Here is a 22,514-nt window from a genome sequence, read left to right as displayed (position 1 = left end):
CATTATCATAGTCAGTAAAATTTACTATAGTAAAAATGCAAAAATATGATTTTTGTAATTAAAAATAGGAGATTGTAACTGAAATTAGCTATTCAAATAAGTTATTAATTTATCATATTAATAACCTTTTAAACTTTAGATAACCAGTAAAACTAACATGAAATTTACGTATAGTCAGCAAGTGTATACTAGAAGTTTTGCACTTGACAAAATCAAAAAAAATTAAACAATAAATAGTAGGGGCAAAGCATTTAGCAAGGGATTTTCCCATCAAGTCGAATATTTTTACCCAAATATTATGCCCATAAGCTGGTTAGGAGTTAATTTATAAAGTAAATTTAAAGTAGGGTGTGTCACGGCATTAGCCTGACGCACCATGTTATGTTCCGGTGCGTTAGACGCTTTGATAATGTTTTTGTTACCAATCCTCTCAAATCTACGCGCCTAACACACCCTACCGTAATTTTATTTTTACTTTTATAAATGATCTCTAATCGCTAGCACTCAAGAATAAACAATCAAAAACTTTCATCATTATTATTGATTGCCATTCAGCTAACATGTAAACACTTAGTGTCTTGGTGGTTAAAAAGAATCTTGAATAACTAAGACACAAAGACACAAGGATAAAAGATTTTTCTTCTGCCAACTCTACATCTGCTATGACACCAACTATTACAGATGCCGCCACCAAAGCAGCGATCGCTGCTATTGCTTCTGAGTCAGCATCAACAAAAGATAAAATTGAGATGCTAATTGAAATAGCACACGGATTTATTAAAAAACCAAAAACTGCCCAAGATTTATGGAATGCGATCGCACTATATCAAGAAGCAGAAAATTTATGTGGTGAAGATTACTTTTTACTAAAAGCGCGGGCAAAAGTAGGAAGGGCTGGGGCGCTACGGGCAGTACCCCACAACACCGAAGAATTATTATTACAAGCGCAAGTTTTGTACACAGAAGCATTACCTGTTTTACAAGAATTTGCCTCATCAGAGGAAGTGGCAGAAGCCCAAATGAATTATGGCTTGGTGCTACAATCTTTAGTACCATTCAACTTGGCACAAATCGCAGATAGCATCCAGGTATATCAAGAAGCTTTGCGAGTATTTACCTGGGAAAATTACCCGCAGGAATATGCAATTTTACATAACAATATTGCGATCGCCTACCTTTCCATGTCAGGAGGTTTGCAACAGCAATATTTGTTTGAGGGCTTGGCAGTGCAAACTTTTGAAGCTGCACTCAAACACATTAATATCATCGATCATCCCAGGGAATATGCGATGTTGCAGAATAATTTGGGCAATGCCCTACAATATTTACCATCATCTCATCCCTTGGATAATTTAGTGCGAGCGATCGCAGCTTATGACCAAGCTTTAAAAGTGCGTAATCTCCAAGATACACCAATAGAATACGCTAACACCATTGCTAACAAAGCCAACGCCTTACTTAACTTACCCGACAACTTGAGTAAACCAGAAACAGGTAATCTCCAAAACTTCACACAAGCGCGTAATTACTATCAACAAGCTTGGGAAATTTTTACTAAATATGGACAAATAGAAAAAGCGCAAGTAGTAGCCCAAGTATTGGCAGAACTATGAATTATGAGGAGAATAAACTATGACAGATTTACTTACAACCTTAGCATCGGGTGATGTTAACCCGCTTACAGGATTGGTCTGGTTAATCATCGCAACTGGATTATCTGTATTAGGTGGTGCAATTGGCGGCATACTTTTAGCCGGAGAAGAACTAGGTTATAAATTTGCTGCTACCATCGGTGGATTATTTGCCCCTGCTGGTGTGATTCCAGCTATGGTATTAGGATTGTTACTTTTGAATTTTTGTCCAAAGTTCTAGGAGATTTTATGTTAGAAATAGGTTGGTTTTCTGCTAAATTATTTTTTAAGGGTAAACTAATACGTGAACCGCAGTATTTTTGGCGGCAAACTGCTATTGGTGCTGCGATAAGTTTCTTGTTGCTAATTGTACCGTTATTCTTACATTTGCCGTTGTGGTTAACAGTAGTATTATCTAGCGTTACAACGGGTACTATTATGCCTTTCTTACTGCAAGATTTCAGAATGAAATGAATTTTTGATTGTTAGTAGCTAACATGAACTACCTACACCAGGGTATATGAAATTCTTTGTGTCTTGGTGTCTTAGTGCTTCAAGATTTTTTTACTACCAAGGCACAAAGTCACCAAGTTTATAAAAACCAACAATTAACCAATATATAATGACTTCACTAGAAGAGTTAGTACAAGAAATTGGTCGTTTTGAAGCGATAATCTCTGACTGGGAAGAGAGTAAAAGGTGTGTGACTATAGGTTTAAAACGTGCTATTGAAGATTTACATAAAGAAGCTTTAACCCGGTTAATTAAAAGTGTTAAACAAGAGTCAGTATCAGCTTTACGTAATGCTGTTCAAGATGAAGTGGTTTATGGAGTATTACTTTATCATGAACTAGTAAAATCACCAACACTATCTTTACAACAACGTATTCAACAAGCTTTAGATGAAGTCCGCCCTAATTTACAAAGTCATAATGGGGATGTAGAATTAGTGGCGATTACAGCACCAGATACAGTAGAAGTGAAATTAATTGGTAATTGTAGTAATTGTCCAGCTTCGACATTAACTTTATCTGAAGGAATTGAACAAACAATTAAAGCATATTGTCCGGAAATAAATTATGTAATTGCAGTAGGTTAATTTTGTTAATGATTGGTAGTTTTTGTTGGTTATGAAATGGGTTTGACATCAACATTTAAAAATCACGACAATTTACTATTATCACCTAACGGTGCAGAGGTAATTTTAGGTAAAATCATGTTACCAGGAGAATTAGCCACTCCTATTGCACCTAGTGCTGTTGAGATGTTCGGTCCTCGCGCTGTTTGTTTGATATCAGAAAATGGGCCGTTGTGGGTTGCAGATACGGGACATCATCGCTTGTTAGGATGGCGGAATTTACCAACCCAAGATAGTCAACCTGCTGACTGGGTAATTGGACAACTAAACTTTAACAATGAAGGGCAAAATGCTGGCGATCAAGTAGGAAGAAGGAGTTTGAGTGTACCGACTGGAATTTGTCGGTGTGGTCAAGGAATGGCGGTAGCAGATGCATGGAATCACCGCGTTTTGATTTGGAAACAAGTGCCAGAAGATAGTAATGTTCCAGTAGATTTAGTTTTAGGACAAGTAAATTTTAGTGATAACGAACCAAATCAAGGTAAGAAAGAAGCAACAGCAAATTCTCTCTACTGGTGTTATGGAGTTTTCTATCATCAAGGGCAGTTATTTGTAGCTGATACAGGAAATCGGCGTGTGTTAATTTGGCATAAATTTCCAGAAGAAAATGGACAACCAGCAGATTTAGTTTTGGGACAACCAAATATGACATCTCGCAATGAAAATGGCGGTGGTAGTCCTTCTGCTTCCAGTATGCGTTGGTGTCACGATATCACTTTTTGGGGAGAGAATCTGGTTGTCACAGATGCGGGAAATAATCGTGTGATGATTTGGGAGGGGATGCCTACAGAAAATAATACTCCTTGTGCTGTGGTGTTAGGACAAAAAAGTTTTGATGTTGTGGAGATGAATCAAGGGGTTTATTTTCCCAGTGCGAGTAGTTTGAGTATGCCTTATGGTGTTGATGCGGTTGGTGATTGGTTATTGGTAGCGGATACGGCTAATTCTCGGTTACTTGGTTGGCAAAAGCCTGAGTCAATTTTATCTTTGCAAGGGGCAGTAGCTGATGCGATCGCAGGACAAAATAATTTTACCAGCAAGGGAGAAAATCGGGATTTTGGACAACCAAAGCGAGACAGTCTTAACTGGTGTTATGGCATCAAAGTTTGTGGTGACACGGCGGTAGTTGCTGATTCTGGCAATAACCGAGTTTTGCTGTGGAGGATGGGATAAATTATATGAGTTATGGCTATGCCAATAGTAACTTTTTATAAGTCGAACACAGATGCACACCGATAAACACAGATGATTTATCGGTGTGCATCGGTGTTCGTTTTTTATTATATGTCTTTGGATTATGCAAAATGACCACTGAAGAAATTAGGGTTCGTGGTACTGTTCAAGGGGTGGGATTTCGCCCGACTGTATATCGACTCGCAAAGGCTTGTGGGTTGCGTGGTGATGTTTGTAATGATGGTGAAGGCGTTTTAATTCGTGCTTCTGGAACTGATGAATCTATAGAAGAATTTATCAAAAGATTACGGCAAGAATGTCCACCTTTAGCAAGAATTAATCAAGTCATACGCAAGCGTTATGAAAAAGAATTTTTATTTCATGATTTTGTCATTTCTTATAGTATCAGTAGTACTGTCAAAACAGAAATTGCCCCGGATGCTGCTACTTGTCCCCAATGCCAAGCGGAAATATTTGATTTTTATAGTCGCTGGTATCGCTATCCCTTCACAAATTGTACTCATTGCGGCCCCCGCCTGAGTATTATTCGTGCCATTCCTTATGATCGCATTAACACCAGTATGGCGGCTTTCGCCATGTGTGCAGAGTGTAGCAAAGAATATAACGATGTCGAAAGCCATCGCTTTCATGCCCAACCTGTAGCTTGTCATGTTTGCGGCCCAAAAGCAACATTAGAACGTGCCGATGGTAAACCAATTACAGCTTCAATGTTTTCCATGTTGGATGATGTTGATGCTGTGTGTACTTTATTGCAAAGAGGCGAAATTGTCGCCATCAAAGGTATCGGCGGAATTCATCTTGCTTGCGATGCTACAAATGAAACAGCTGTGCAAAAACTCCGCCAGCGTAAACAACGTTATTATAAACCTTTTGCTTTAATGGCACGGGATTTAGAAATCATAGAAAAATACTGCACCATTAACGACAAAGAAAGAGAAGTATTGCAAAGTTCCGCCGCCCCCATTGTCTTGTTGCAGAAAAAAGAACCAGAGATTAAAAATACTCCTCACACTCCACCCTTACGGGAAGCCGCTACGCGTCTACACACTCCCCCCATCTCCCCCTCTGTCGCCCCAAAACAAAATACCCTTGGCTTCATGCTACCTTACACACCTTTACATCACTTAATTCTCAAGCGCATGAACCGCCCAATTGTCTTAACTAGTGCCAATATTTCTGATGAACCACAATGTATTGATAATGATGAAGTGCGAGAGAAACTCAGCCACATAGCTGATTATTTTCTGTTACATAACCGAGAAATAGTTAATCGCGTAGATGATTCAGTAGTGCGGGTAGTTGGTGATCAAATACAAACCATTCGTCGTGCCAGAGGATACGCACCAGTACCAATTAAATTACCACCTGGATTTGAGCAAACTCCAGCAATTTTAGCAATGGGTGGCGAGTTAAAAAATACGTTTTGTTTACTAAAGGATGGACAAGCAATTTTATCTCAACATTTGGGAGATTTAGAAAATGCAACCACCTTTACAGCCTATCAAAATACCCTCAACTTATACTTAAACTTATTCGAGCATAAACCAGAAGCGATCGCAATTGACAAACATCCTGAATATCTATCAACAAAACTCGGTCAAGAACTAGCATTTACCAATCAAATTCCTATTTATTCTACCCAACACCATCACGCTCATATTGCCGCTTGCATGGCAGAAAATCATCTTCCTCTGAATTCATCACCTGTATTAGGTATTGCCTTAGATGGTTTAGGTTACGGTGAAGATAACACACTTTGGGGCGGCGAATTTCTCTTAGCAGATTACCACCAATTTCAGCGATTAGCAACATTTCAACCAGTAGCCATGATTGGTGGAAAACAGGCGATTTATCAACCTTGGCGTAATACTTACGCCCAATTAATATCAGCATTATCTTGGGAAGAAGTCACAAATAAATATAGGAATTTAGAAATAATTAAATTTCTTCAAAATCAACCCCTACCACTTCTCAGTCAACTAGTATTAAAAAAAATAAATTCTCCCTTAGCTTCCTCCATAGGACGTTTATTTGATGCCGTAGCTGCTGCCATCGGTATATGCCGAGAAGAATGTAACTATGAAGGACAAGCAGCAATGGAAATGGAAACTTTAGTTGATAGGAACATCTTAAATAAACATGAAGAAAATCAAAAATATCCTTTTGGAATTAACATTTTAGATAATATTTACTGTATAGACCCAAGCCCAATGTGGAAAGCCTTATTAAACGATTTACAGCAGCAAACTTCTCTAAGAGTTATAGCTGCTAAATTTCATATCAGTTTAGCTCAAGCCATTGGGCAAATGGTTACTTCATTGTGTCAACATCATCACATCAAAACAGTCGTCTTTAGCGGAGGAGTATTCCAAAATCGTATCTTGTTAGAACAACTCAGTAAACACCTTAAAAATTCAGGCATCAACATACTTACTCATAGCCTAATTCCCTGTAACGACGGCGGATTATCACTAGGTCAAGCAGTAATTGCAGCCGCCAAACTCATCAAAAAATGACCCTATTATATATTGTCTAAATCTTATAATTTCTTCCTTTGTGTTCTTTGCATTCTTTGCAGTTTATTAAACAGGAAAATAATCAATGTGCTTAGGCATTCCCGGTCAAATCATCGAAATTACAGACCAAAATCATAAACTAGCGATCGTCAACATCGCTGGTGTCAAACGCCAAATTAACATTGCTTGTATAGTTGATGAACAACACCCTCCCAAATCTTGCATTGGTGACTGGGTGTTAGTTCATGTTGGCTTTGCTATGAACCGTATTAACGAAAAAGAAGCATTAGAAACCTTACAAATGCTGCAAGAAATTACAGAATTAATGGTTAGTAGTTAGTGGTTATTGGTTAGTAGTAATACTATCCATTCTACTAATAACTAACAATTAACTACTATCTACTAACCACTAACATTAATATGAAATATGTAGATGAATTTCGTGATTCTAATAAAGCTAAAGCACTAGTTTGGCAAATAGAAAAATTATCTTGCCAGCTAGATAAACAGATTAAAATTATGGAAGTATGCGGCGGTCATACCCATTCTATTTTTAAATATGGCATCGAAGCAGTCCTACCCAAGGCAATAGAATTAATTCACGGGCCTGGTTGTCCGGTATGCGTTATGCCAAAGGGCAGGTTAGATGATGCGATCGCGATCGCCCAACATCCTAATGTCATCTTTGCCACCTTTGGCGATGCAATGCGGGTTCCTGGTTCTAAAACTAGTCTGCTACAAGCGAAAGCCATTGGTGCAGATATCCGCATGGTTTACTCGCCCTTAGATAGCCTGAAAATTGCCAAAGAAAACCCCAACAAAGAAGTTGTATTTTTTGCTTTGGGTTTTGAAACCACAGCCCCTAGCACTGCTTTTACTATCCTGCAAGCAGCAGCAGAAAATATTCATAACTTCAGCATGTTTTGTAATCACGTTCTTGTGATTCCTGCTTTACAAGCACTATTAGATAATCCTGACCTGCAACTTGATGGATTTGTTGGGCCTGGACATGTCAGTATGGTAATTGGTACTGAACCTTATCAATTTATTTCTCAACAATATCACAAGCCAATTGTCGTTTCAGGATTTGAACCTTTAGATATTCTCCAATCAGTTTGGATGCTAGTACGGCAATTAGTAGAAAAGCGCTGCGAAGTTGAAAATCAATATAGCCGATTGGTAGAAAATCGGGGTAATCAATTGGCATTAACTGCTATGAATACAGTGTTTGAATCACGAGAATTTTTTGAGTGGCGTGGGTTGGGTGATATACCTTATTCTGGGTTAAAAATTCGTTCTGAATATGCCCAGTTTGATGCAGAGTTAAAGTTTACGATTCCTAATTTGAAAGTAGCAGATCATAAGGCTTGTAAGTGTGGAGAAATTCTCAAGGGTGTGATGAAGCCTTGGGAGTGTAAGGTGTTTGGTACTGCTTGTACACCGGAAACACCAATAGGTACTTGTATGGTGTCTTCGGAGGGTGCGTGTGCAGCTTATTACAAATATGGTCGTTTTTCTGTGCTTGGGAAAGAGGGGGTGGGGGTTTAGCGAATTGCAGAATATCTTTTTTTAACGAACCGCGAAGGACGCTAAGGACGCTAAGAAGGAAGGGAAGTTATGCCATTTGTGACTGTTCAAGTTGCTAAGAGTCATTCTATTGAAAAGAAGCGGCAGTTGGTGCAAGCAAACAGCGTAAACGATCAAAGCTGCTGGGGGAGTTGCAAGTGCAACTTTTGTTGATATTTCTGAGAGTGATAGTTGTAATGATTTGATTCAGTTTGCTGTTAATGAGTTTAGACAGTGTGATGGCAGTAGAATAGGCCTCGAAAAATGTCCGAGTGAATGCGATCGCACCAGGTTATTTTGAAAATATCATGTTGAGTGCAAATGCAGAGCATGAAAAGCTGGAAAAGCAAAAACAAATTATCACTTTTACACCAATGGCGTGTCAGCAATGTCCGTGAGACGAATATTACCCTGGCCCATGGTAGTGGTGGTAAAGCAATGCGCGATTTAATTGATGATATTTTTGTCAGTAAGTTTGATAATCCAATTCTTTCACAATTAGAAGACCAAGCAACTTTTGATTTAGCGGGTCTTATCCAACAAGGAGATAAACTAGCTTTTACAACTGATTCTTATGTTATAGATCCTTTATTTTTTCCTGGTGGTGATATTGGAAAACTAGCTGTCAATGGTACTATCAATGATTTAGCAGTAAGTGGTGCTAAGCCTTTATATCTTAGCTGTAGCGTCATTTTAGAAGAAGGTTTATCAATAGAAACATTACGACGTGTTGTTACCAGTATGAAAATTGCAGCCGATAAAGCTGGTGTACAAATTGTCACTGGTGACACAAAAGTAGTACATCGTGGTGCAGCCGATAAGTTGTTTATTAACACAACTGGTATTGGTGTAATTCGTGCAGGTGTTTCTATTTCTGCCCATAATATTCAACCTGGAGATGTAGTAATTATCAATGGTGAATTAGGCAATCATGGTACAGCTATTCTCATTGCCCGTGGAGAATTAGCATTAGAAACAAATATAGAAAGTGACTGTCAGCCATTACATGATTTAGTCAAAAGCATCCTGGATGTTTGTCCTGAAATACATGCGATGCGGGACGTAACACGTGGTGGTTTAGCTACAGTATTAAATGAATTTGCCCTTAGTTCTAATGTCGCAATTCGCCTTCATGAACAATCAATTCCAATTCGGGAAGAAGTACAAGGAGTTTGCGAAATATTGGGTTTAGATCCATTGTATTTAGCCAATGAAGGCAAACTAGTTGTGGTAGTAAAACACGAATATGCTGATGCAGTTTTATCAGCAATGAAATCGCACCCCGCAGGAAAAGATGCTTGTATTATTGGGGAAGTTATTCCCTCTCCTACAGGTATTGTTTTATTAAAAACTATTTTTGGTACAGAACGAATTGTAGATATGCTTGTCGGCGATCAGTTACCACGAATTTGTTAATAATGTTGTATAGACATAACGCCAAAGTAGATATTAAAAAAAAATGAACACCGATGCACACAGATATAGACACCTCTAAGGGCGGCTTCCCGTACTGTGAAGCAGAACCCGCAGGGTAGGGTACACAGATAAATTATCGGTGTGCATCTGTGTGCATCGGTGGTCGAAAAATTGAAACTTTGGGCTAATTAACAAAATTAAAAAACTTATGCATGAACTTGGTATTACCCAAAATATCGTAGCAATTGTATCCGAACATGCCCACGGCTTAAAAGTGCGACGGGTACTATTAGAAATAGGGCAACTTTCAACCATCGTGCCAGATGCAATCCGATTTTGTTTTGATATTTGTTCTCAAGGAACAGTTTTAGAAGGAGCGAAATTAGAAATTTTAGAAATAGCAGGCTTAGGAAAATGCTGCCAATGTGGTTCAGAAATTCCTCTTATACAACCTTTTGGTCAGTGTCAATGTGGTAGTCAGCAAATAAACTTAATTGCTGGTCAAGAATTGAAAATTAAAGAAATAGAAATAGAGGAAATATGTGTGTAACTTGCGGTTGTTCCGATGATAATGACGCCAAAATCTCTAATTTAGAAACGAGTCAAGTCATGCCAATAGATACCAATAGGCATAGTCATCATACTCACACCCACACTTTAGCAGATGGTACTGTCATAACTCATTCTCACAGTCACGACCATACTCAGCAAATAGTATCACATGTTCACGCCAAAATACATGGCACAACAATATCTTTAGAACAAGATATCTTAGTTAAAAATAACTTAATCGCAGCCCAAAATCGCGGATGGTTTAAAGGTAAAAATATCCTGGCATTAAATCTTATGAGTTCTCCTGGTGCTGGTAAAACCAGCCTTCTAACACGTACCATCAATGATTTAAAAAAACAGTTAAATATTAGTGTCATTGAAGGCGATCAAGAAACTATCAACGATGCCAAAAAAATTCAAGCCACAGGCTGCAAAGTTATCCAAATTAATACAGGTACAGGCTGTCATCTTGATGCAGCCATGATAGAAAAGGGATTACAACAACTCAATCCGCCACTTAATTCAGTTGTGATGATTGAGAATGTTGGGAATTTGGTTTGTCCAGCATTATTTGATTTAGGAGAAAACCTCAAGGTCGTAATTCTCTCTATCACAGAAGGAGAAGACAAACCAATAAAATATCCTCATATGTTCCGCGCTTGTGAAGTTATGCTTCTCACTAAAATTGACTTGCTGCCTTACGTCCAATTTGATGTGCAAAAATGTCTAGAATATGCCCAGCAGGTCAATCCCCAAATTCAGATTTTTCCAGTTTCAGCATTAACCGGAACTGGTTTAGAAAATTGGTATGAATGGCTAACTCAAAAAGCAGCTAATTGTTAACAGGGAACAGACAAAAGGCAATAGTAAATAGTAAATAACGCCTAATGTGAATTGAAGAAGCAATATAAGGTTTTTTGGTAATTTTCCAGAGTTTGATTATAAAAACATGATTTTTGCCATACTTTTAATTCACATTAAGCGTAAATGGTTATCTAATTGATAACTGATCAATGTTAATTTGTGGTTGACTTCGCTATCAGCTGTAATTGCAATCCCTGTGGATAACTTCCTTCCTCTTTAATTCGCTTAATCTCAGCATCAGTGATCCGCAAACCCAGATTTTGCGCTACTGTTCTGACAATATCCCCTCGATCAATGATACCCGCAACAGCACCCGCAGGTGAAAGCACGGTAAGGCGGGGTAACTGTTCGTTTTCCAGTTTGTTAATGATTTCAGCGATATTAGTTGATTCCTCAATACTAGGAATTTCTGGTAAGGGATGCACGATCGCATCAACAGTCCTAGTTTCCCACTCGCTTCTTTCTACTGTTCGCAAGTCATCAATGGCAACCATACCCCGGTAACGTCCATCGGACTCAGCAAAATAAATCTGTGCAGGATTTGTTTCTAATAAGTATAGGTCGGCGAAGGTACGTAAGCTTTGGTTGGCATCAACTATGCGAAAATCGCGAGTCATGGCATCAGTTGCTTTTAACTTCAGCAAGGTTTCTTGCAAAATGGTGACGCGATCATAAGTGGTGGCGTTGCGGATACCAAACCAACCCAACAGGGCGATCCATAAACCTGTAACTAACTCGCCTGTAAAATAATCTACTGCCAAGCCCAGGGCGATCGCAGCATAACCTAAAATTTGTCCTGTTTTTGCTGCCCAATGTACAGCTTGAAAGCGATCGCCTGTAGCTTTCCATACAGCTGCTTTTAACACCTGTCCTCCATCTAAAGGTAAGCCAGGAATTAGATTAAATAAGGCTAATACTAAATTAATTCTCGCTAAATCTCCTATCATCATTCGTAGGGCGCTTGTGTCAGGCAATACATCAGCCCCGAGATGCAGCAACACAAATAAGGCAATGCTAACTGCTGGCCCAGCGATCGCCACTTGAAAGGCTTTACCAGGAGTTTTAGATTCTTCTTCAATCGCGGCAATCCCGCCAAATAAAAACAAAGTAATAGAATTTACTTTAATGCCTTGCGATCGCGCCACCAAGCTGTGACCCAACTCGTGTAACAACACCGAAGCAAACAGCAGTAGTGCCATGACTACTCCTGCACTCCAAGCCCAGATAGTCCCTAATTCTTGGTAAGCTACACCAAAGTTCAGGGTTGCCAACCCTAAAATCAAAAACCACAAGGGGTCTAAAAATAAAGGAATCCCAAATAGAGATCCTATTCGCCAATTTGTATTTGTTTGCATTTTTATTTCCTAGATTATTAAGATTTGTTAGTAGTTAGTAGTTAGTAGTTGGTTGTTGGTTGTTAATTGTTGGTTAGTACCACTAACTACTAGCCACTATCCACTAACAGCCACCACGAAAAATACATTTATTTATTGATTTACCTAATTTATAGAATAGACAATTCCAGCCAACCACATAAACACACAAACAAAAACAGCAGACAAAGCCCTTCCAAAAGCTCAAACATCTGCCGCTTTATGTATTGCTTGTAGTATAGTACCAAAATCTACAGCACACCCAAGTTAGTCAACCCCAAAACTGCACCAACACCAAGGATGTGACCAGCGGCCATCGCAGCCAAGAATGTACCAACACTAGGATTATTGAAAACTGAAGGGAAAGGTAAGGGCATTTTTGGACCAACATGGGGATACCAAACAACGCGGGGAATAATAAAAAGACACAACAGACAAGCACCGGTAATATACAAAAATTCCGAAAAGCCCCATGAAGTGTAGGTATTGGGAACAGTACTTTGAACTGCGAATAAAATTGATGACATCACAATTGTTTCTCCTACATAAATAAATAGATTTAGCTGTAGAGAAGCGAAATTCCTTATAAACCCCGCATCTCTACAGCCATGTCCATGCTCTATCCAATTAAGTGACGTATCTTCCTTCCTTGGAGAGGTTAATTCCTCTTTCCTTGGTTAGGATGACCGAAACAATTGTAAATTTGGAATTGGAAATTCCAAATTTGCCTAGATACTACCGATATTTGTCAACCCCAAAACAATGGCAACGCCAATGACATGACCAAAAGCCATCGCAGCGACAAAGGCGGGAACACTCAAGGGAAGCCCAGGCATTTTTGGACCTACTTTGGGCTTTTCAATCCTGAAAGTCAGCAAAACAGCCACCAAACAGCTGATGCTAATAATCAGTGCCACTTTGGGACTCCACTCGGGTGTAGGAGGGACTGCGGCTGTGGCTGCTAGTAAGATTGATGACATCAAGCTTTTGTCTCCTATAGAAAAAATTTGGTGTAGACCACACAAATTATAAGATTGCTAGGGAAAAATTAACTTTTTGTATTGGGAAAAATCTCTAAAATTTTTATGCGGATTAAAATTTGCGGTATCACTCAACCACAACAAGGAAAAGCGATCGCTGATTTGGGTGCAACAGCATTGGGATTTATTTGTGTTACCACTTCCCCACGTTATGTTACTATTAAACAAATTCAGGCTGTAGTAGAAAAACTGCCAAGCAAAGTTGACAGCATAGGTGTATTTGCTAACACGTCCCCTGAAAAAATCAAGCAGACTGTTATTGATAGTGGTTTAACTGGAGTGCAGCTGCATGGAGATGAATCACCACAATTTTGTCAGCAGTTGCGTGAGTCTCTACCTGAGGTAGAAATTATTAAAGCGTTGAGAATATGCACAGCTATAGATTTTGAGAAAGCAGCTATCTATAATCTCTTTGTAGATACACTGTTACTTGATGCCTATCATCCTCAGCAGTTAGGTGGCACAGGTAAAACTTTAGATTGGCAAATACTACATAATTTCCAGCCCAGTTGCCCTTGGTTTTTAGCTGGAGGACTCACACCAAACAACATTTTAGAAGCTTTAAGTCAAGTAAAACCCACTGGCATTGACTTATCTAGTGGAGTAGAACGCGCGCCTGGGGATAAAGATTTACAAAAAGTAGCTCAGTTGTTTGAAAAGTTAGGGATAGGGGATAGGTGATCGGCAGGGAAAGGGGAATTGGTGTTTATTCTCCCCTTTGTCCCCCTCGTCCCCCTTGTCCCTAAAATATCGCCGCTTGATGACGAATCAAGTTAAAAAATTCTTCGCGGGTTTTGTGTTCTTCCTGGAATACACCAACCATTGCACTGGTGACAGTCCACGAACCTGGTTTTTGCACACCCCGCATCACCATGCACATATGGGTGGCTTCAATGACAACAGCTACGCCTTGGGGTTCTAAGATAGCCTGAACCGCTTCGGCTATTTGGCGAGTTAATCTTTCTTGTACTTGCAAGCGACGAGAATACATCTCGACAATACGAGCCAGCTTACTCAAGCCTACGACTTTTTGATTCGGGATATAAGCGACGTGAGCTTTGCCCATAAATGGCAGCATATGGTGTTCGCACAAGCTAAAAACATTAATATCTCGGACTAACACCATCTCGCTATGTCCCTCGTCAAAAATCGCTCCATTCACGATTTCTTCCAAGGACTGGTTGTAGCCACTGGTTAAAAACCGCATGGCTTCTGCCACCCGCTTTGGAGTTTTCAGTAGTCCTTCACGTTCTGGATCTTCTCCTACACCCAACAGTAATGTCCGCACGGCTTCCACCATCTGATCCATTTGTTCTTCTTGTGGTGGGTGCAAATTAGGTTCTCGTCCATCATGAGTATTGCGGTCGGGTCTAGTGGTAATGGCTTCTGTCAAGTCGGGAACTAAAGGAGACTGAAAACGATTGGAACCGTTGGAGCTAACGATAGTCATGGTATGAGTCTTGAATAGTTTTGGAATTTATAGATGACTGGGCGATGAAAACAATTAACAGCAAATAGTCACCAGTATTTACCAATCACTGATAACTGAGTCACTGATAATTGTTAAAGGACGCCAACACTAGGCATCAGGGTCAATTCATCAATCACTGCCTGCTGTGGTAGTAATGCAGTGTGTAGAATCGACTGAGCAACAATTTCTGGAGATAGCATTTTTGAGCGGTCAAAGTCAGCACCGACTGCATCCCAGAGTTCGGTATTGACTGCACCAGGACATATAGCACTAACACGGATGCCGTGGAGGCGCTCTTCTTGTGCCAAAGTTTGCGAAAGAGCTAGAAGACCAGCTTTGCTGGCGCAGTATGCCCCCCAATTAGGAAAAACTTGTTTGCCGGCAATTGATACAATGTTAATGATTGTACCTTTCTTGCGATCGCGCATTCCCGGCAAGACTCCTATAATACACTGAAACACACTGGTAAGATTTAAATCTAGTACCTTTTGCCAGTCAGATAGGGAAGTTTCGCTCAGACTAGCAACATAACCCATGCCAGCATTGTTGACCAAAATATCGATCTCACCAAAGTCATGAGCGATCGCCTGTATTTGTTTTTGCACTTGATCTACACAAGCCAAATCCACAGAATACGCTTTCGCATTTACTCCTACGTGCTGAGCTGCTTGTGCTACTACTGCTAACTTATCAACAGAACGGCTCACCAAGGCAACATCAACTCCTGCTTTTGCAAAAGCCAATGCAGTTGCCTTACCAATACCACTACTTGCCCCAGTAATTAGGGCGCGTTGTTTTTGATCAAAACTCATGCTGTGAATTCCAAATTCTTTGGCAGATAAAATCGCATTGTCACTCACTTTATTCAAATCCTTAAATTTACTGCTGAGATTAAGTAAATCTAAAAATTAGATTAATTATGCTTGACAAATGCTATGATTCATTGCCAGCACGGGCATATACTTTAGTCAATTTTCCCAGATGAAACTGGGATGTTTGCCTTGTAGGCAAGGCGGCATCTTTTCGTTTTGTTATTGGCACAAAACAAATAAACAAATCACTCCTCCAGCTGAGTTGATTTGCCAATAACGTAAATGCCTATGGTTAAAAAGATTGTTAAAAATCTTTAAGAACCATAGGCAATTATAGCATTGCTCTTATGCTAATCAAGAATTTCAGTATCCTTAGTGGGAAACTTCAGTAAAAACACCAATTTTACGGAATTTCTCATAACGTAGTTGACGGCGTTCAGCAGCAGTCAGACGACCCAATTCATCTAGATTGTCTAATAAAGCACTTTTAAGAGTTTGAGCAGTCTTAATCGGGTCAGAATGAGCGCCGCCTACAGGTTCTGGTAGAATTTGGTCGATAATACCCAAGTTTTTCAGATCATGAGAAGTCATTTTGAGAACTGCTGCTGCTTGGGGAGCCTTGCTAGCATCTTTCCAGAGAATCGCAGCACAAGCTTCTGGGGTGATCACCGTATAAACCGAATGTTCAAACATGAGGAGGCAATCGCCTACACCAATACCTAGCGCACCGCCAGAACCACCTTCACCAATCACCGTACAGATGATAGGCACATCCAAGCTAAACATCTCGCGTAAATTATAAGCGATCGCTTCTCCTGCGCCTTGTCGTTCAGCTACCACAGTGGGCAAGGCTCCCGGCGTATCAATAAAAGTTAAAATCGGCATCCCGAACTTATTAGCGTGTTTCATTAACCGCATTGCCTTGCGATAGCCGCCAGGAGTAGCCATACCAAAATTCCGGGCAATATTATCTTTCGTGTCACGCCCTTTTTGATGACCCAACATTACCACAGGTTGACCTCCTAAACGAGCAACACCACCAATTAAAGCTGGATCATCAGAACCACAGCGATCGCCATGTAACTCCATCCATTCATCAGTAATAGCCTGAATGTAATCAAGAGTACTAGGGCGACGAGGGTGACGAGCGACTTGTAGTCGCTGCGATGGTGATAGACTAGTGAAAATTTCCTCACGTAATTGCATAGCACGAGTTTCTAGTTGACGAATTTGACTAGAAACATCGACGCCATTTTCTTCCGCAAGTTGACGGATCTGCTCAATCCGGTTTGCTAATTCTGCCAAAGGCTTTTCAAAATCCAACAGAAGTGGTTTACGCTCAGTAGTTGCCATATTTTACGAATAGGAAATAGGGATTAGAGACTGGGGAGACAAGGAGGACAAGGAGGACAAGGAGGACAAGGAAGACAAGGAAGACAAGGGGGAGAATAAACACCAATTCTCCATTCCCTGTTTTCCGTTACCTATCCCCCATCCTTACACCAACAGTGGTCTAAATCCGTGTTTTATGGAAATTTGACCAATCTGTTCCATCTTTTCTACGGTAATCTGATTACGTCCCCAAGAGAAGTTTGTATGCAACTTCTCAAATTCCAGCAGCATTGATTCTGCAAAACAAGCAAACAACTGTCTTTCTGGGACATCCATATTGACGATTTTCATGATCTTCCAATTAATGTCAAGAGAATGCTCCACAATGCCACCATTAAGAACATACACATCAGGATGCTGGATCTTAGTAGCTAAATTTTTTGGATAGCCTCCATCAATCAATAAACAGGGTTTTTTCAACACTGTAGGATCGATTTCCATACCTTTGGGCATACTAGCAACCCAAACTATAATGTCAGCCAGAGGCAATGCTTCTTCCAAAGCTAAGATTTTTCCCCGCCCTAGTTCTGCTTGCAAATTTGTGAGGCGTTCTTGGTTACGGGCAATTAGCAGCAGATCCTTGACATCTGTTTTTGCCTCTAACCAGCGACAAACGGCACTACCAATATCTCCAGTAGCTCCACACACAGCAACAGTTGCATTCGACAGTTCAATTCCTAATTGTTTTGATGCTTGTTCTACCTGTCTACAAATAATGTAAGCGGTGTGTGTATTCCCTGTGGTAAAGCGTTCAAACTCTAGTTCGATGTTGCGGACTTGTTTGAACTGCTCTAAATTAAAATTTTCAAAAATTATCGAGGAAAATCCACCCAAAGCCGTAATATCTATATCATGCTTTTGAGCAAGAGCCATAGCATTCAGGACTTTGCGTGTAGCTGCTTTAATCCGACGGGTTGCCAGCATTTCTGGCAAAAAGCAGGATTCTACATACTTTCCCTCTATTTTCTGACCAGTAACGCTGGTGACAGTAATGTGATCAACAATTTGGGGCGGGGCGCTGCACCAAAAATCTAGACCTTGATCTGCGTACTCCGGATAGCCTAAGTCTCTGGCTACCGCTTGTGCGTGTTCCAAACTAGTGAGATGTCCGATTAGACCAAACATGAACTATTCTATTAGGCGTATGCTTTTTTAAAAAGCGTGGTGGCAATGAATTTTGGATTTTAGATTTCAAGACGGATTAACCCATGGATAAATCCGGTGGCTGGAAAGTTGTGGATTTGTGATCTAAATAAAAACACCAATGTGTCATCCCAGAAAAACAATCTTCAACTAGTCATCTAAAATCAGAGTGGTCAGCGGGAAAGAAATTTCTAACCCATGAAAATTCTACACAAAGCGCAAGATTCCCTAACAGTTGGATAGTGATTTATACCAAGACCAGGTAAAAGTTAAAAGGTCAATCAATTTTTAATTTCAAATTTGCGTTTAAGATTGATTAATCCAAAATCCGTCTTGAAAAGCTTTGAGGTTCCCTGCAGGACGCTGCTTTGTAGACGCCCGCAGGACGGCTTCAAGGTAGAGTATGCCCCAAGCCCTAGCTCAAACTTTTCGTAAAATATCAAATTGACACGGTCAAAGCCTTAACCTTGTTCCTTCTAACTTTTACCTTGAAATTACGCGGCTCTGAGTCCATAGGCAGACAGACGCATGATATCGCGGGTATTGAAGCCAATATTACTTAAAGCTTCACCGTATTGAATCATAAAATCTTCTACCAACGCTTCTTTTTCCATTGCCAATACTTCGGCATCATCTGCAACTTGGTTAAGCATTTGCCAAACAATAGGAAGATTTTGGCGATTAGCTTCTTCTAATTCAGCTTTTGATTCTTCAAAGTGTTCTTTTAACCAAACTTCTCCAAAATTTAGGTGACTATATTCATCTTTGACAACACCTTCAGTAATTTTACGGGCAAAATCATCAGCAACAGGGATATAGATGTTGTATGCTGCGATCGCAAAACATTCAATGATTAAGGATTGAATCAGCAAACAAGTAACGATTTTGCCTTCTTGTGCTGCTACTTGAAAATTTTGATGCAGTTGGGCAAAAAATTGTTTAGCAAAATCCATATCTGGGGTTACTTGAAGATTACGCCCACAGGCTTCAAATCCCTTTTTATGACGACTTTCCATTTTGGAAAGACGAATTAGCTCATCTTTGTGTTCGCTCAGCAGTTCAGCAAGTTTCAGGTAATTTTCATGCGCTTCTTGTTCCCCTTCAATCACAATTGCATTAATGCGACTATAGGCGTCTTTATAGGTTTCGCTCTTGAAATCAATTTCTGGTTGATCTGCTAGCTGCTGCATTGTACGTTCACTCCTAGATATAGGATACATTTGATACCAAGTTTGTATTTAACCCCGTGAATTGAGGGCAATGGTGAAGGATAAAGTGTGAAGTGTGAAGTGTGAAGGATGAAGTATTAATTTTAATCCTTCTGCCTTCTGCCTTCTGCCTTCTGCCTTCTGCCTTCTGCCTTCATAGCTGCCTTCATCTTTCATCCTTTATCCATAATCCTTATTTTTACTCACTGTGGTTTAATTTAACTTAACAAGTCACTATGTTATAGATTAGCTGTTGCTGGCAGCGATAGCGTAGCTCCTCCGGAGGAAGGCTTGCTCTAGTCACAAAAACAAATGGTTGGATCTTAAAAATTCAGTTCATGTCCAAACCACTCGGGAATCTTAAATACTCTTCTTTTTGGAGTCTGGCAGTACTTTTGTTAGGGGGCTTGATTGTCTTATTACCCCTTTTTGTAGTTTTCTTGACATCTCTTGCACCACCTGGGACTACTCATACTCTGCTTCTTCAGAACGGTTGGTCTTTAGCTAACTACCATGAGGCTTGGCGACGAGGTAAATTCTTGCTCGCATTTGCTAATTCTAGCTTGGTAGCATTAGCTGTCACGGGTTTTCAAATAGTGACTTCTGCATTGGCAGGTTATGCCCTAGCAAGGCTCAAATTTCGTGGCAGACAAACATTGCTATTGATTGTGTTAGCCACACTGGTAATTCCCTTTCAATTACTCGTGATTCCTATATTTTTGGTCTTGAAATGGGGACACCTAATTAACACTTACTGGGCTTTGATTTTACCAACCGCTGCTAATGGTTTTGGTATTTTCTTATTACGACAGTATTTCTTAACAATACCTGTAGAGTTAGAAGAAGCAGCAGCAATAGACGGGGCCAACCGAGTACAAATCTTGTGGCAAATACTATTGCCTTTAGCACGTCCAGCCTTAGTAACTTTGTTTCTGTTTACCTTTATCGGTGAATGGAATGATTTATTTAAGCCGTTAGTGTTTACCACAAAACCAGAATTGAGAACTGTACAGCTAGCTTTGGCTGAGTTCCAGGAGCAATTTACCAATAACTGGCCTTTGCTAATGGCGGCAGTAACTATAACCACTGTACCGATTTTATTTTTATTTCTTCTTGGCCAGCGTCAATTGATTCAGGGTATTGCCACGACAGGAATTAAGAATTAAGGGAATTAATTTATGAATTACACCTAATGTGAATTAAAGAGGTTGAGATTGGAAAGTAAGAACATTAATGCCAAAACGTCGGCGAAGCAAAAAACGTAGTGTGTCAGATGCAATCTTGGCAGCAATATGTACACAAAAACCATCAACGGTTTTGTTAAGTAGGCGTTCGGGATTACGGCCAGTGTGCGTGAATTTCGTGAAAAACGCCTTCTAGACGTTGACGAACACGACTAATAAAACGTTTCAAAGGATGAGAATGTTGAAGATGTTGATGATCGGGTGTGAGGGTGCAAATCCGATAACGAGTGCGACGAGCGATCGCCAATTGCCAATCGGCAGAGATCCATTCCTTATCTGCGTAAATATCACTATATAGAACTGTCTCAATAACACCTTCACTACTCAATTATTTCATCTGTATTAGCAGGGACAATGTCATAAGAAATAGGAACCCCATTCCAGATTGACAGCATCACTAGCTTGTTGTAGCCAAAATCACGCATTTCCCTGGCAGCACACCAACTAGGGGCAGCGTTTCCGGCAAAGTCACTATATCGCTTGTCACGCTTGAGTCCTAACACTGGTAATGGTTTAGTGTCAACAATGAAATATTTTTCACTTTCCCCAAGCAATTGCTCTACCCAACTGCGACGTAATTTTTCTAACATTCCATCTCATTTGCGTAACCGACGATGAAATTGAGTTTGGTCAAGTAAATTTGGAAACCATTCTTTGTAATTACCTCGGATAAAACCCAGAAACTGTGTTTCTCCTGGAAATGGTAGATAATCCATGACTAGTGCCAGTATCATGATTTCACTTTCGCTCATACTTGCTTTCACTCCTGGCTTTAGGAGAGTTGTATTTTTTACTTGCTTTTCATAGCAATCATCTACTACAAAGATTGTCGTTATATAGTGTTCCAAAGTCTATGCTAGTCATGGGGGGAGTCTGAAGTGAAAAGCTGGTAACTTTCATCTTCATTACTTCTCCCACCTTTTTTTCTAATTCACATTAGGCGTAATTGCTAATTTAACTATAATATTATGATGATATCATTTTGAATACTATAAGATATTGAGGCAATAAAAATATGCGCCAGACGATTCGGGAGTTTCCTGCATTTCGAGTCAATGGGTTTGTAGTCTTGTTAGTCGTGGTTGCGATCGCGATTTTGGGTAGTTTGTGGATATTTTCTAGGGTGCAGGGTTTGGAAGCATTGCTGGGTAGAGGATTGAAAGTTACTGACTTTATTGATGAAGGAACGGCTGAACTAATAGCAGCAGCACTAGCTACGTTACTTGTTGTCATTATTCCATCAGTGTCAGGATTTCTAACTGTCGAACCAAACCAAGCCGTAGTACTGACGTTTCTAGGCCGTTATGTCGGTACTATACGTGAACCTGGATTTTGGTGGACAAACCCCTTGACAAACAAACAAAAAGTTTCACTGCGGGTTCGTAATTTCAATAGTAAAATCATCAAAGTCAACGATGCAGAAGGAAACCCAATTGAAATAGCCGCAGTTGTTGTTTGGCAAGTATTAGATTCTTCTAAATCGAAGTTTTCAGTTGATGATTATCAAGAATTTGTTGCCATTCAAAGTGAGACAGCAATTCGGGCGTTAGCAATTCGCTATCCTTACGACGCACCTGACGATATCGAACGTCCTTCACTGCGTGGTATCCCTGATGAAATTGTGCGTGTTCTACAAACTGAACTGCAAGCACGTTTAGAAGTGGCTGGAGTTGAAGTGATTGAAGCACGACTATCCCACTTAGCTTATGCACCAGAAATCGCACAGATGATGTTGCGACGACAACAAGCAAAAGCCTTGATAGACGCACGGCGACAAATAGTTGAAGGTGCAGTTGGGATGGTGAACGAAGCACTGAACCGCCTCAATGAGTCACACATGCTTGATTTAGATGATGAACGCAAAGCTGCAATGATCAATAACTTACTGGTTGTCTTAACTTCCGAACAAACTGCTCAACCTGTAATTAATACTGGCAGCCTTTACAACTAAAAT

Annotated in this window: 26 protein-coding genes; 14 read left to right on the top strand and 12 right to left on the bottom strand. The window is 40.0% G+C overall.

Going from position 1 to position 22,514, the window contains the following annotated elements; all coding sequences use genetic code 11:
* Positions 1 to 662: 662 nt before the first annotated feature.
* The 11 genes from RS893_RS16190 (at position 663) to hypB (ending at position 10,856) form a co-directional block, all read left to right on the top strand.
* Positions 663 to 1,613 carry a hypothetical protein gene (locus RS893_RS16190; protein ID WP_315785136.1) on the top strand — a complete coding sequence of 317 codons (951 nt, stop codon included), beginning with the start codon at positions 663 to 665 and terminating at the stop codon, positions 1,611 to 1,613.
* 19 nt (positions 1,614 to 1,632) lie between these two features.
* Complete coding sequence (locus RS893_RS16185) at positions 1,633 to 1,872, top strand: hypothetical protein (protein ID WP_315785133.1); 240 nt, start codon at positions 1,633 to 1,635, stop codon at positions 1,870 to 1,872.
* A gap of 8 nt (positions 1,873 to 1,880) precedes the next feature.
* On the top strand, positions 1,881 to 2,105 hold the full coding sequence (locus tag RS893_RS16180; protein ID WP_315785130.1) for a hypothetical protein: 225 nt from the start codon (positions 1,881 to 1,883) through the stop codon (positions 2,103 to 2,105).
* A 148-nt stretch (positions 2,106 to 2,253) separates the two neighbouring features.
* A complete protein-coding gene (locus RS893_RS16175) occupies positions 2,254 to 2,730 on the top strand; it encodes a NifU family protein (RefSeq protein ID WP_315785127.1) in 477 nt (158 codons plus the stop codon).
* 36 nt (positions 2,731 to 2,766) lie between these two features.
* Entirely contained in the window at positions 2,767 to 3,942 is a 1,176-nt protein-coding gene (locus RS893_RS16170; protein WP_315785124.1) for a hypothetical protein, read from the top strand.
* Positions 3,943 to 4,073: 131 nt separating this feature from the next.
* Positions 4,074 to 6,479 (top strand): carbamoyltransferase HypF, encoded by a 2,406-nt coding sequence (hypF, locus tag RS893_RS16165; protein WP_315785122.1) that lies wholly within the window; start codon positions 4,074 to 4,076, stop codon positions 6,477 to 6,479.
* Between the two features lie 85 nt (positions 6,480 to 6,564).
* Positions 6,565 to 6,819 carry a HypC/HybG/HupF family hydrogenase formation chaperone gene (locus tag RS893_RS16160; protein WP_315785120.1) on the top strand — a complete coding sequence of 85 codons (255 nt, stop codon included), beginning with the start codon at positions 6,565 to 6,567 and terminating at the stop codon, positions 6,817 to 6,819.
* Positions 6,820 to 6,899: 80 nt separating this feature from the next.
* The gene (gene hypD, locus RS893_RS16155; RefSeq protein WP_315785117.1) at positions 6,900 to 8,027 is read left to right on the top strand and encodes a hydrogenase formation protein HypD; all 1,128 of its coding nucleotides are present in this window, start codon (positions 6,900 to 6,902) and stop codon (positions 8,025 to 8,027) included.
* A gap of 348 nt (positions 8,028 to 8,375) precedes the next feature.
* Entirely contained in the window at positions 8,376 to 9,461 is a 1,086-nt protein-coding gene (hypE, locus tag RS893_RS16150) for a hydrogenase expression/formation protein HypE (RefSeq protein WP_315785115.1), read from the top strand.
* Between the two features lie 208 nt (positions 9,462 to 9,669).
* Entirely contained in the window at positions 9,670 to 10,011 is a 342-nt protein-coding gene (locus RS893_RS16145; RefSeq protein WP_315785113.1) for a hydrogenase maturation nickel metallochaperone HypA, read from the top strand.
* Entirely contained in the window at positions 10,002 to 10,856 is an 855-nt protein-coding gene (hypB, locus tag RS893_RS16140; RefSeq protein ID WP_315785110.1) for a hydrogenase nickel incorporation protein HypB, read from the top strand. Before RS893_RS16145 ends, hypB begins: the two co-directional genes overlap by 10 nt.
* 173 nt (positions 10,857 to 11,029) lie before the next feature.
* Here the strand turns inward: hypB and RS893_RS16135 are convergent, their stop codons facing one another.
* The 3 genes from RS893_RS16135 to psaK all read right to left on the bottom strand — a co-directional run bounded on the left by RS893_RS16135 (position 11,030) and on the right by psaK (position 13,230).
* A complete protein-coding gene (locus RS893_RS16135; RefSeq protein WP_315785107.1) occupies positions 11,030 to 12,232 on the bottom strand; it encodes a site-2 protease family protein in 1,203 nt (400 codons plus the stop codon).
* Between the two features lie 269 nt (positions 12,233 to 12,501).
* Complete coding sequence (locus tag RS893_RS16130) at positions 12,502 to 12,780, bottom strand: photosystem I reaction center subunit PsaK (protein WP_315785104.1); 279 nt, start codon at positions 12,778 to 12,780, stop codon at positions 12,502 to 12,504.
* A gap of 198 nt (positions 12,781 to 12,978) precedes the next feature.
* A complete protein-coding gene (gene psaK, locus RS893_RS16125) occupies positions 12,979 to 13,230 on the bottom strand; it encodes a photosystem I reaction center subunit PsaK (RefSeq protein WP_315785101.1) in 252 nt (83 codons plus the stop codon).
* A gap of 105 nt (positions 13,231 to 13,335) precedes the next feature.
* Here psaK and RS893_RS16120 point away from each other — a divergent pair, with 105 nt between their 5' ends.
* Positions 13,336 to 13,971, top strand: coding sequence for a phosphoribosylanthranilate isomerase (locus RS893_RS16120; RefSeq protein ID WP_315785098.1), 636 nt, complete (start codon positions 13,336 to 13,338; stop codon positions 13,969 to 13,971).
* Positions 13,972 to 14,032: 61 nt separating this feature from the next.
* Here RS893_RS16120 and folE read toward each other — a convergent pair whose 3' ends face one another.
* From folE to RS893_RS16090, 6 genes are all read right to left on the bottom strand, one after another.
* Entirely contained in the window at positions 14,033 to 14,740 is a 708-nt protein-coding gene (gene folE / locus RS893_RS16115) for a GTP cyclohydrolase I FolE (protein WP_315785095.1), read from the bottom strand.
* A gap of 113 nt (positions 14,741 to 14,853) precedes the next feature.
* Positions 14,854 to 15,573 (bottom strand): SDR family oxidoreductase, encoded by a 720-nt coding sequence (locus RS893_RS16110; protein WP_315791999.1) that lies wholly within the window; start codon positions 15,571 to 15,573, stop codon positions 14,854 to 14,856.
* Between the two features lie 372 nt (positions 15,574 to 15,945).
* The gene (locus RS893_RS16105; RefSeq protein ID WP_315785092.1) at positions 15,946 to 16,926 is read right to left on the bottom strand and encodes an acetyl-CoA carboxylase carboxyltransferase subunit alpha; all 981 of its coding nucleotides are present in this window, start codon (positions 16,924 to 16,926) and stop codon (positions 15,946 to 15,948) included.
* A 144-nt stretch (positions 16,927 to 17,070) separates the two neighbouring features.
* Positions 17,071 to 18,090 carry a long-chain acyl-[acyl-carrier-protein] reductase gene (locus RS893_RS16100; protein ID WP_315785089.1) on the bottom strand — a complete coding sequence of 340 codons (1,020 nt, stop codon included), beginning with the start codon at positions 18,088 to 18,090 and terminating at the stop codon, positions 17,071 to 17,073.
* 512 nt (positions 18,091 to 18,602) lie between these two features.
* Positions 18,603 to 19,298: an aldehyde oxygenase (deformylating) gene (locus RS893_RS16095; protein ID WP_315785087.1), complete on the bottom strand. Its 696-nt coding sequence runs from the start codon at positions 19,296 to 19,298 to the stop codon at positions 18,603 to 18,605.
* A 48-nt stretch (positions 19,299 to 19,346) separates the two neighbouring features.
* Positions 19,347 to 19,493, bottom strand: coding sequence for a hypothetical protein (locus RS893_RS16090; protein ID WP_315785084.1), 147 nt, complete (start codon positions 19,491 to 19,493; stop codon positions 19,347 to 19,349).
* A 161-nt stretch (positions 19,494 to 19,654) separates the two neighbouring features.
* Between RS893_RS16090 and RS893_RS16085 the strand changes: the two genes are divergently transcribed.
* The gene (locus RS893_RS16085) at positions 19,655 to 20,482 is read left to right on the top strand and encodes a carbohydrate ABC transporter permease (protein WP_315785082.1); all 828 of its coding nucleotides are present in this window, start codon (positions 19,655 to 19,657) and stop codon (positions 20,480 to 20,482) included.
* Positions 20,483 to 20,654: 172 nt separating this feature from the next.
* Here RS893_RS16085 and RS893_RS16080 read toward each other — a convergent pair whose 3' ends face one another.
* The 3 genes from RS893_RS16080 to RS893_RS16070 are packed head-to-tail and all read right to left on the bottom strand — an operon-like array spanning position 20,655 to position 21,408.
* Positions 20,655 to 20,888, bottom strand: a complete 234-nt coding sequence (locus tag RS893_RS16080) for a hypothetical protein (RefSeq protein ID WP_315785079.1) — start codon at positions 20,886 to 20,888, stop codon at positions 20,655 to 20,657.
* The gene (locus tag RS893_RS16075; protein WP_315785076.1) at positions 20,881 to 21,150 is read right to left on the bottom strand and encodes a hypothetical protein; all 270 of its coding nucleotides are present in this window, start codon (positions 21,148 to 21,150) and stop codon (positions 20,881 to 20,883) included. Before RS893_RS16075 ends, RS893_RS16080 begins: the two co-directional genes overlap by 8 nt.
* Positions 21,151 to 21,156: 6 nt before the next feature.
* A complete protein-coding gene (locus tag RS893_RS16070) occupies positions 21,157 to 21,408 on the bottom strand; it encodes a hypothetical protein (RefSeq protein WP_315785074.1) in 252 nt (83 codons plus the stop codon).
* A gap of 167 nt (positions 21,409 to 21,575) precedes the next feature.
* On the opposite strand from RS893_RS16070, the gene RS893_RS16065 reads away from it, so the two are divergent.
* Complete coding sequence (locus RS893_RS16065; RefSeq protein ID WP_315785071.1) at positions 21,576 to 22,511, top strand: SPFH domain-containing protein; 936 nt, start codon at positions 21,576 to 21,578, stop codon at positions 22,509 to 22,511.
* Positions 22,512 to 22,514 lie beyond the last annotated feature (3 nt).

This window comes from Fischerella sp. JS2 (genome assembly GCF_032393985.1).
In the GTDB taxonomy this organism is placed as follows: Bacteria; Cyanobacteriota; Cyanobacteriia; order Cyanobacteriales; family Nostocaceae; genus Fischerella.
The sequence above is the reverse complement of the archived record's forward strand: the minus strand, read 5'-3'. Positions and strand labels throughout refer to the sequence as shown.

Coding starts and splice junctions, on each gene's coding strand:
- hypF (WP_315785122.1), top strand. CDS start 4,074: ATGACCACTGAAGAAATTAGGGTTCGTGGTACTGTTCAAGGGGTGGGA.
- hypE (WP_315785115.1), top strand. CDS start 8,376: ATGAAAAGCTGGAAAAGCAAAAACAAATTATCACTTTTACACCAATGG.
- RS893_RS16100 (WP_315785089.1), bottom strand. CDS start 18,090: ATGTTTGGTCTAATCGGACATCTCACTAGTTTGGAACACGCACAAGCG.
- RS893_RS16170 (WP_315785124.1), top strand. CDS start 2,767: ATGGGTTTGACATCAACATTTAAAAATCACGACAATTTACTATTATCA.
- RS893_RS16085 (WP_315785082.1), top strand. CDS start 19,655: ATGTCCAAACCACTCGGGAATCTTAAATACTCTTCTTTTTGGAGTCTG.
- RS893_RS16075 (WP_315785076.1), bottom strand. CDS start 21,150: ATGTTAGAAAAATTACGTCGCAGTTGGGTAGAGCAATTGCTTGGGGAA.
- RS893_RS16145 (WP_315785113.1), top strand. CDS start 9,670: ATGCATGAACTTGGTATTACCCAAAATATCGTAGCAATTGTATCCGAA.
- RS893_RS16110 (WP_315791999.1), bottom strand. CDS start 15,573: ATGAGTTTTGATCAAAAACAACGCGCCCTAATTACTGGGGCAAGTAGT.
- RS893_RS16065 (WP_315785071.1), top strand. CDS start 21,576: ATGCGCCAGACGATTCGGGAGTTTCCTGCATTTCGAGTCAATGGGTTT.
- RS893_RS16105 (WP_315785092.1), bottom strand. CDS start 16,926: ATGGCAACTACTGAGCGTAAACCACTTCTGTTGGATTTTGAAAAGCCT.
- RS893_RS16120 (WP_315785098.1), top strand. CDS start 13,336: ATGCGGATTAAAATTTGCGGTATCACTCAACCACAACAAGGAAAAGCG.
- RS893_RS16175 (WP_315785127.1), top strand. CDS start 2,254: ATGACTTCACTAGAAGAGTTAGTACAAGAAATTGGTCGTTTTGAAGCG.
- RS893_RS16095 (WP_315785087.1), bottom strand. CDS start 19,298: ATGCAGCAGCTAGCAGATCAACCAGAAATTGATTTCAAGAGCGAAACC.
- RS893_RS16090 (WP_315785084.1), bottom strand. CDS start 19,493: ATGAAAGATGAAGGCAGCTATGAAGGCAGAAGGCAGAAGGCAGAAGGC.
- folE (WP_315785095.1), bottom strand. CDS start 14,740: ATGACTATCGTTAGCTCCAACGGTTCCAATCGTTTTCAGTCTCCTTTA.
- RS893_RS16135 (WP_315785107.1), bottom strand. CDS start 12,232: ATGCAAACAAATACAAATTGGCGAATAGGATCTCTATTTGGGATTCCT.
- RS893_RS16160 (WP_315785120.1), top strand. CDS start 6,565: ATGTGCTTAGGCATTCCCGGTCAAATCATCGAAATTACAGACCAAAAT.
- hypD (WP_315785117.1), top strand. CDS start 6,900: ATGAAATATGTAGATGAATTTCGTGATTCTAATAAAGCTAAAGCACTA.
- hypB (WP_315785110.1), top strand. CDS start 10,002: ATGTGTGTAACTTGCGGTTGTTCCGATGATAATGACGCCAAAATCTCT.
- psaK (WP_315785101.1), bottom strand. CDS start 13,230: ATGTCATCAATCTTACTAGCAGCCACAGCCGCAGTCCCTCCTACACCC.
- RS893_RS16190 (WP_315785136.1), top strand. CDS start 663: ATGACACCAACTATTACAGATGCCGCCACCAAAGCAGCGATCGCTGCT.
- RS893_RS16180 (WP_315785130.1), top strand. CDS start 1,881: ATGTTAGAAATAGGTTGGTTTTCTGCTAAATTATTTTTTAAGGGTAAA.
- RS893_RS16185 (WP_315785133.1), top strand. CDS start 1,633: ATGACAGATTTACTTACAACCTTAGCATCGGGTGATGTTAACCCGCTT.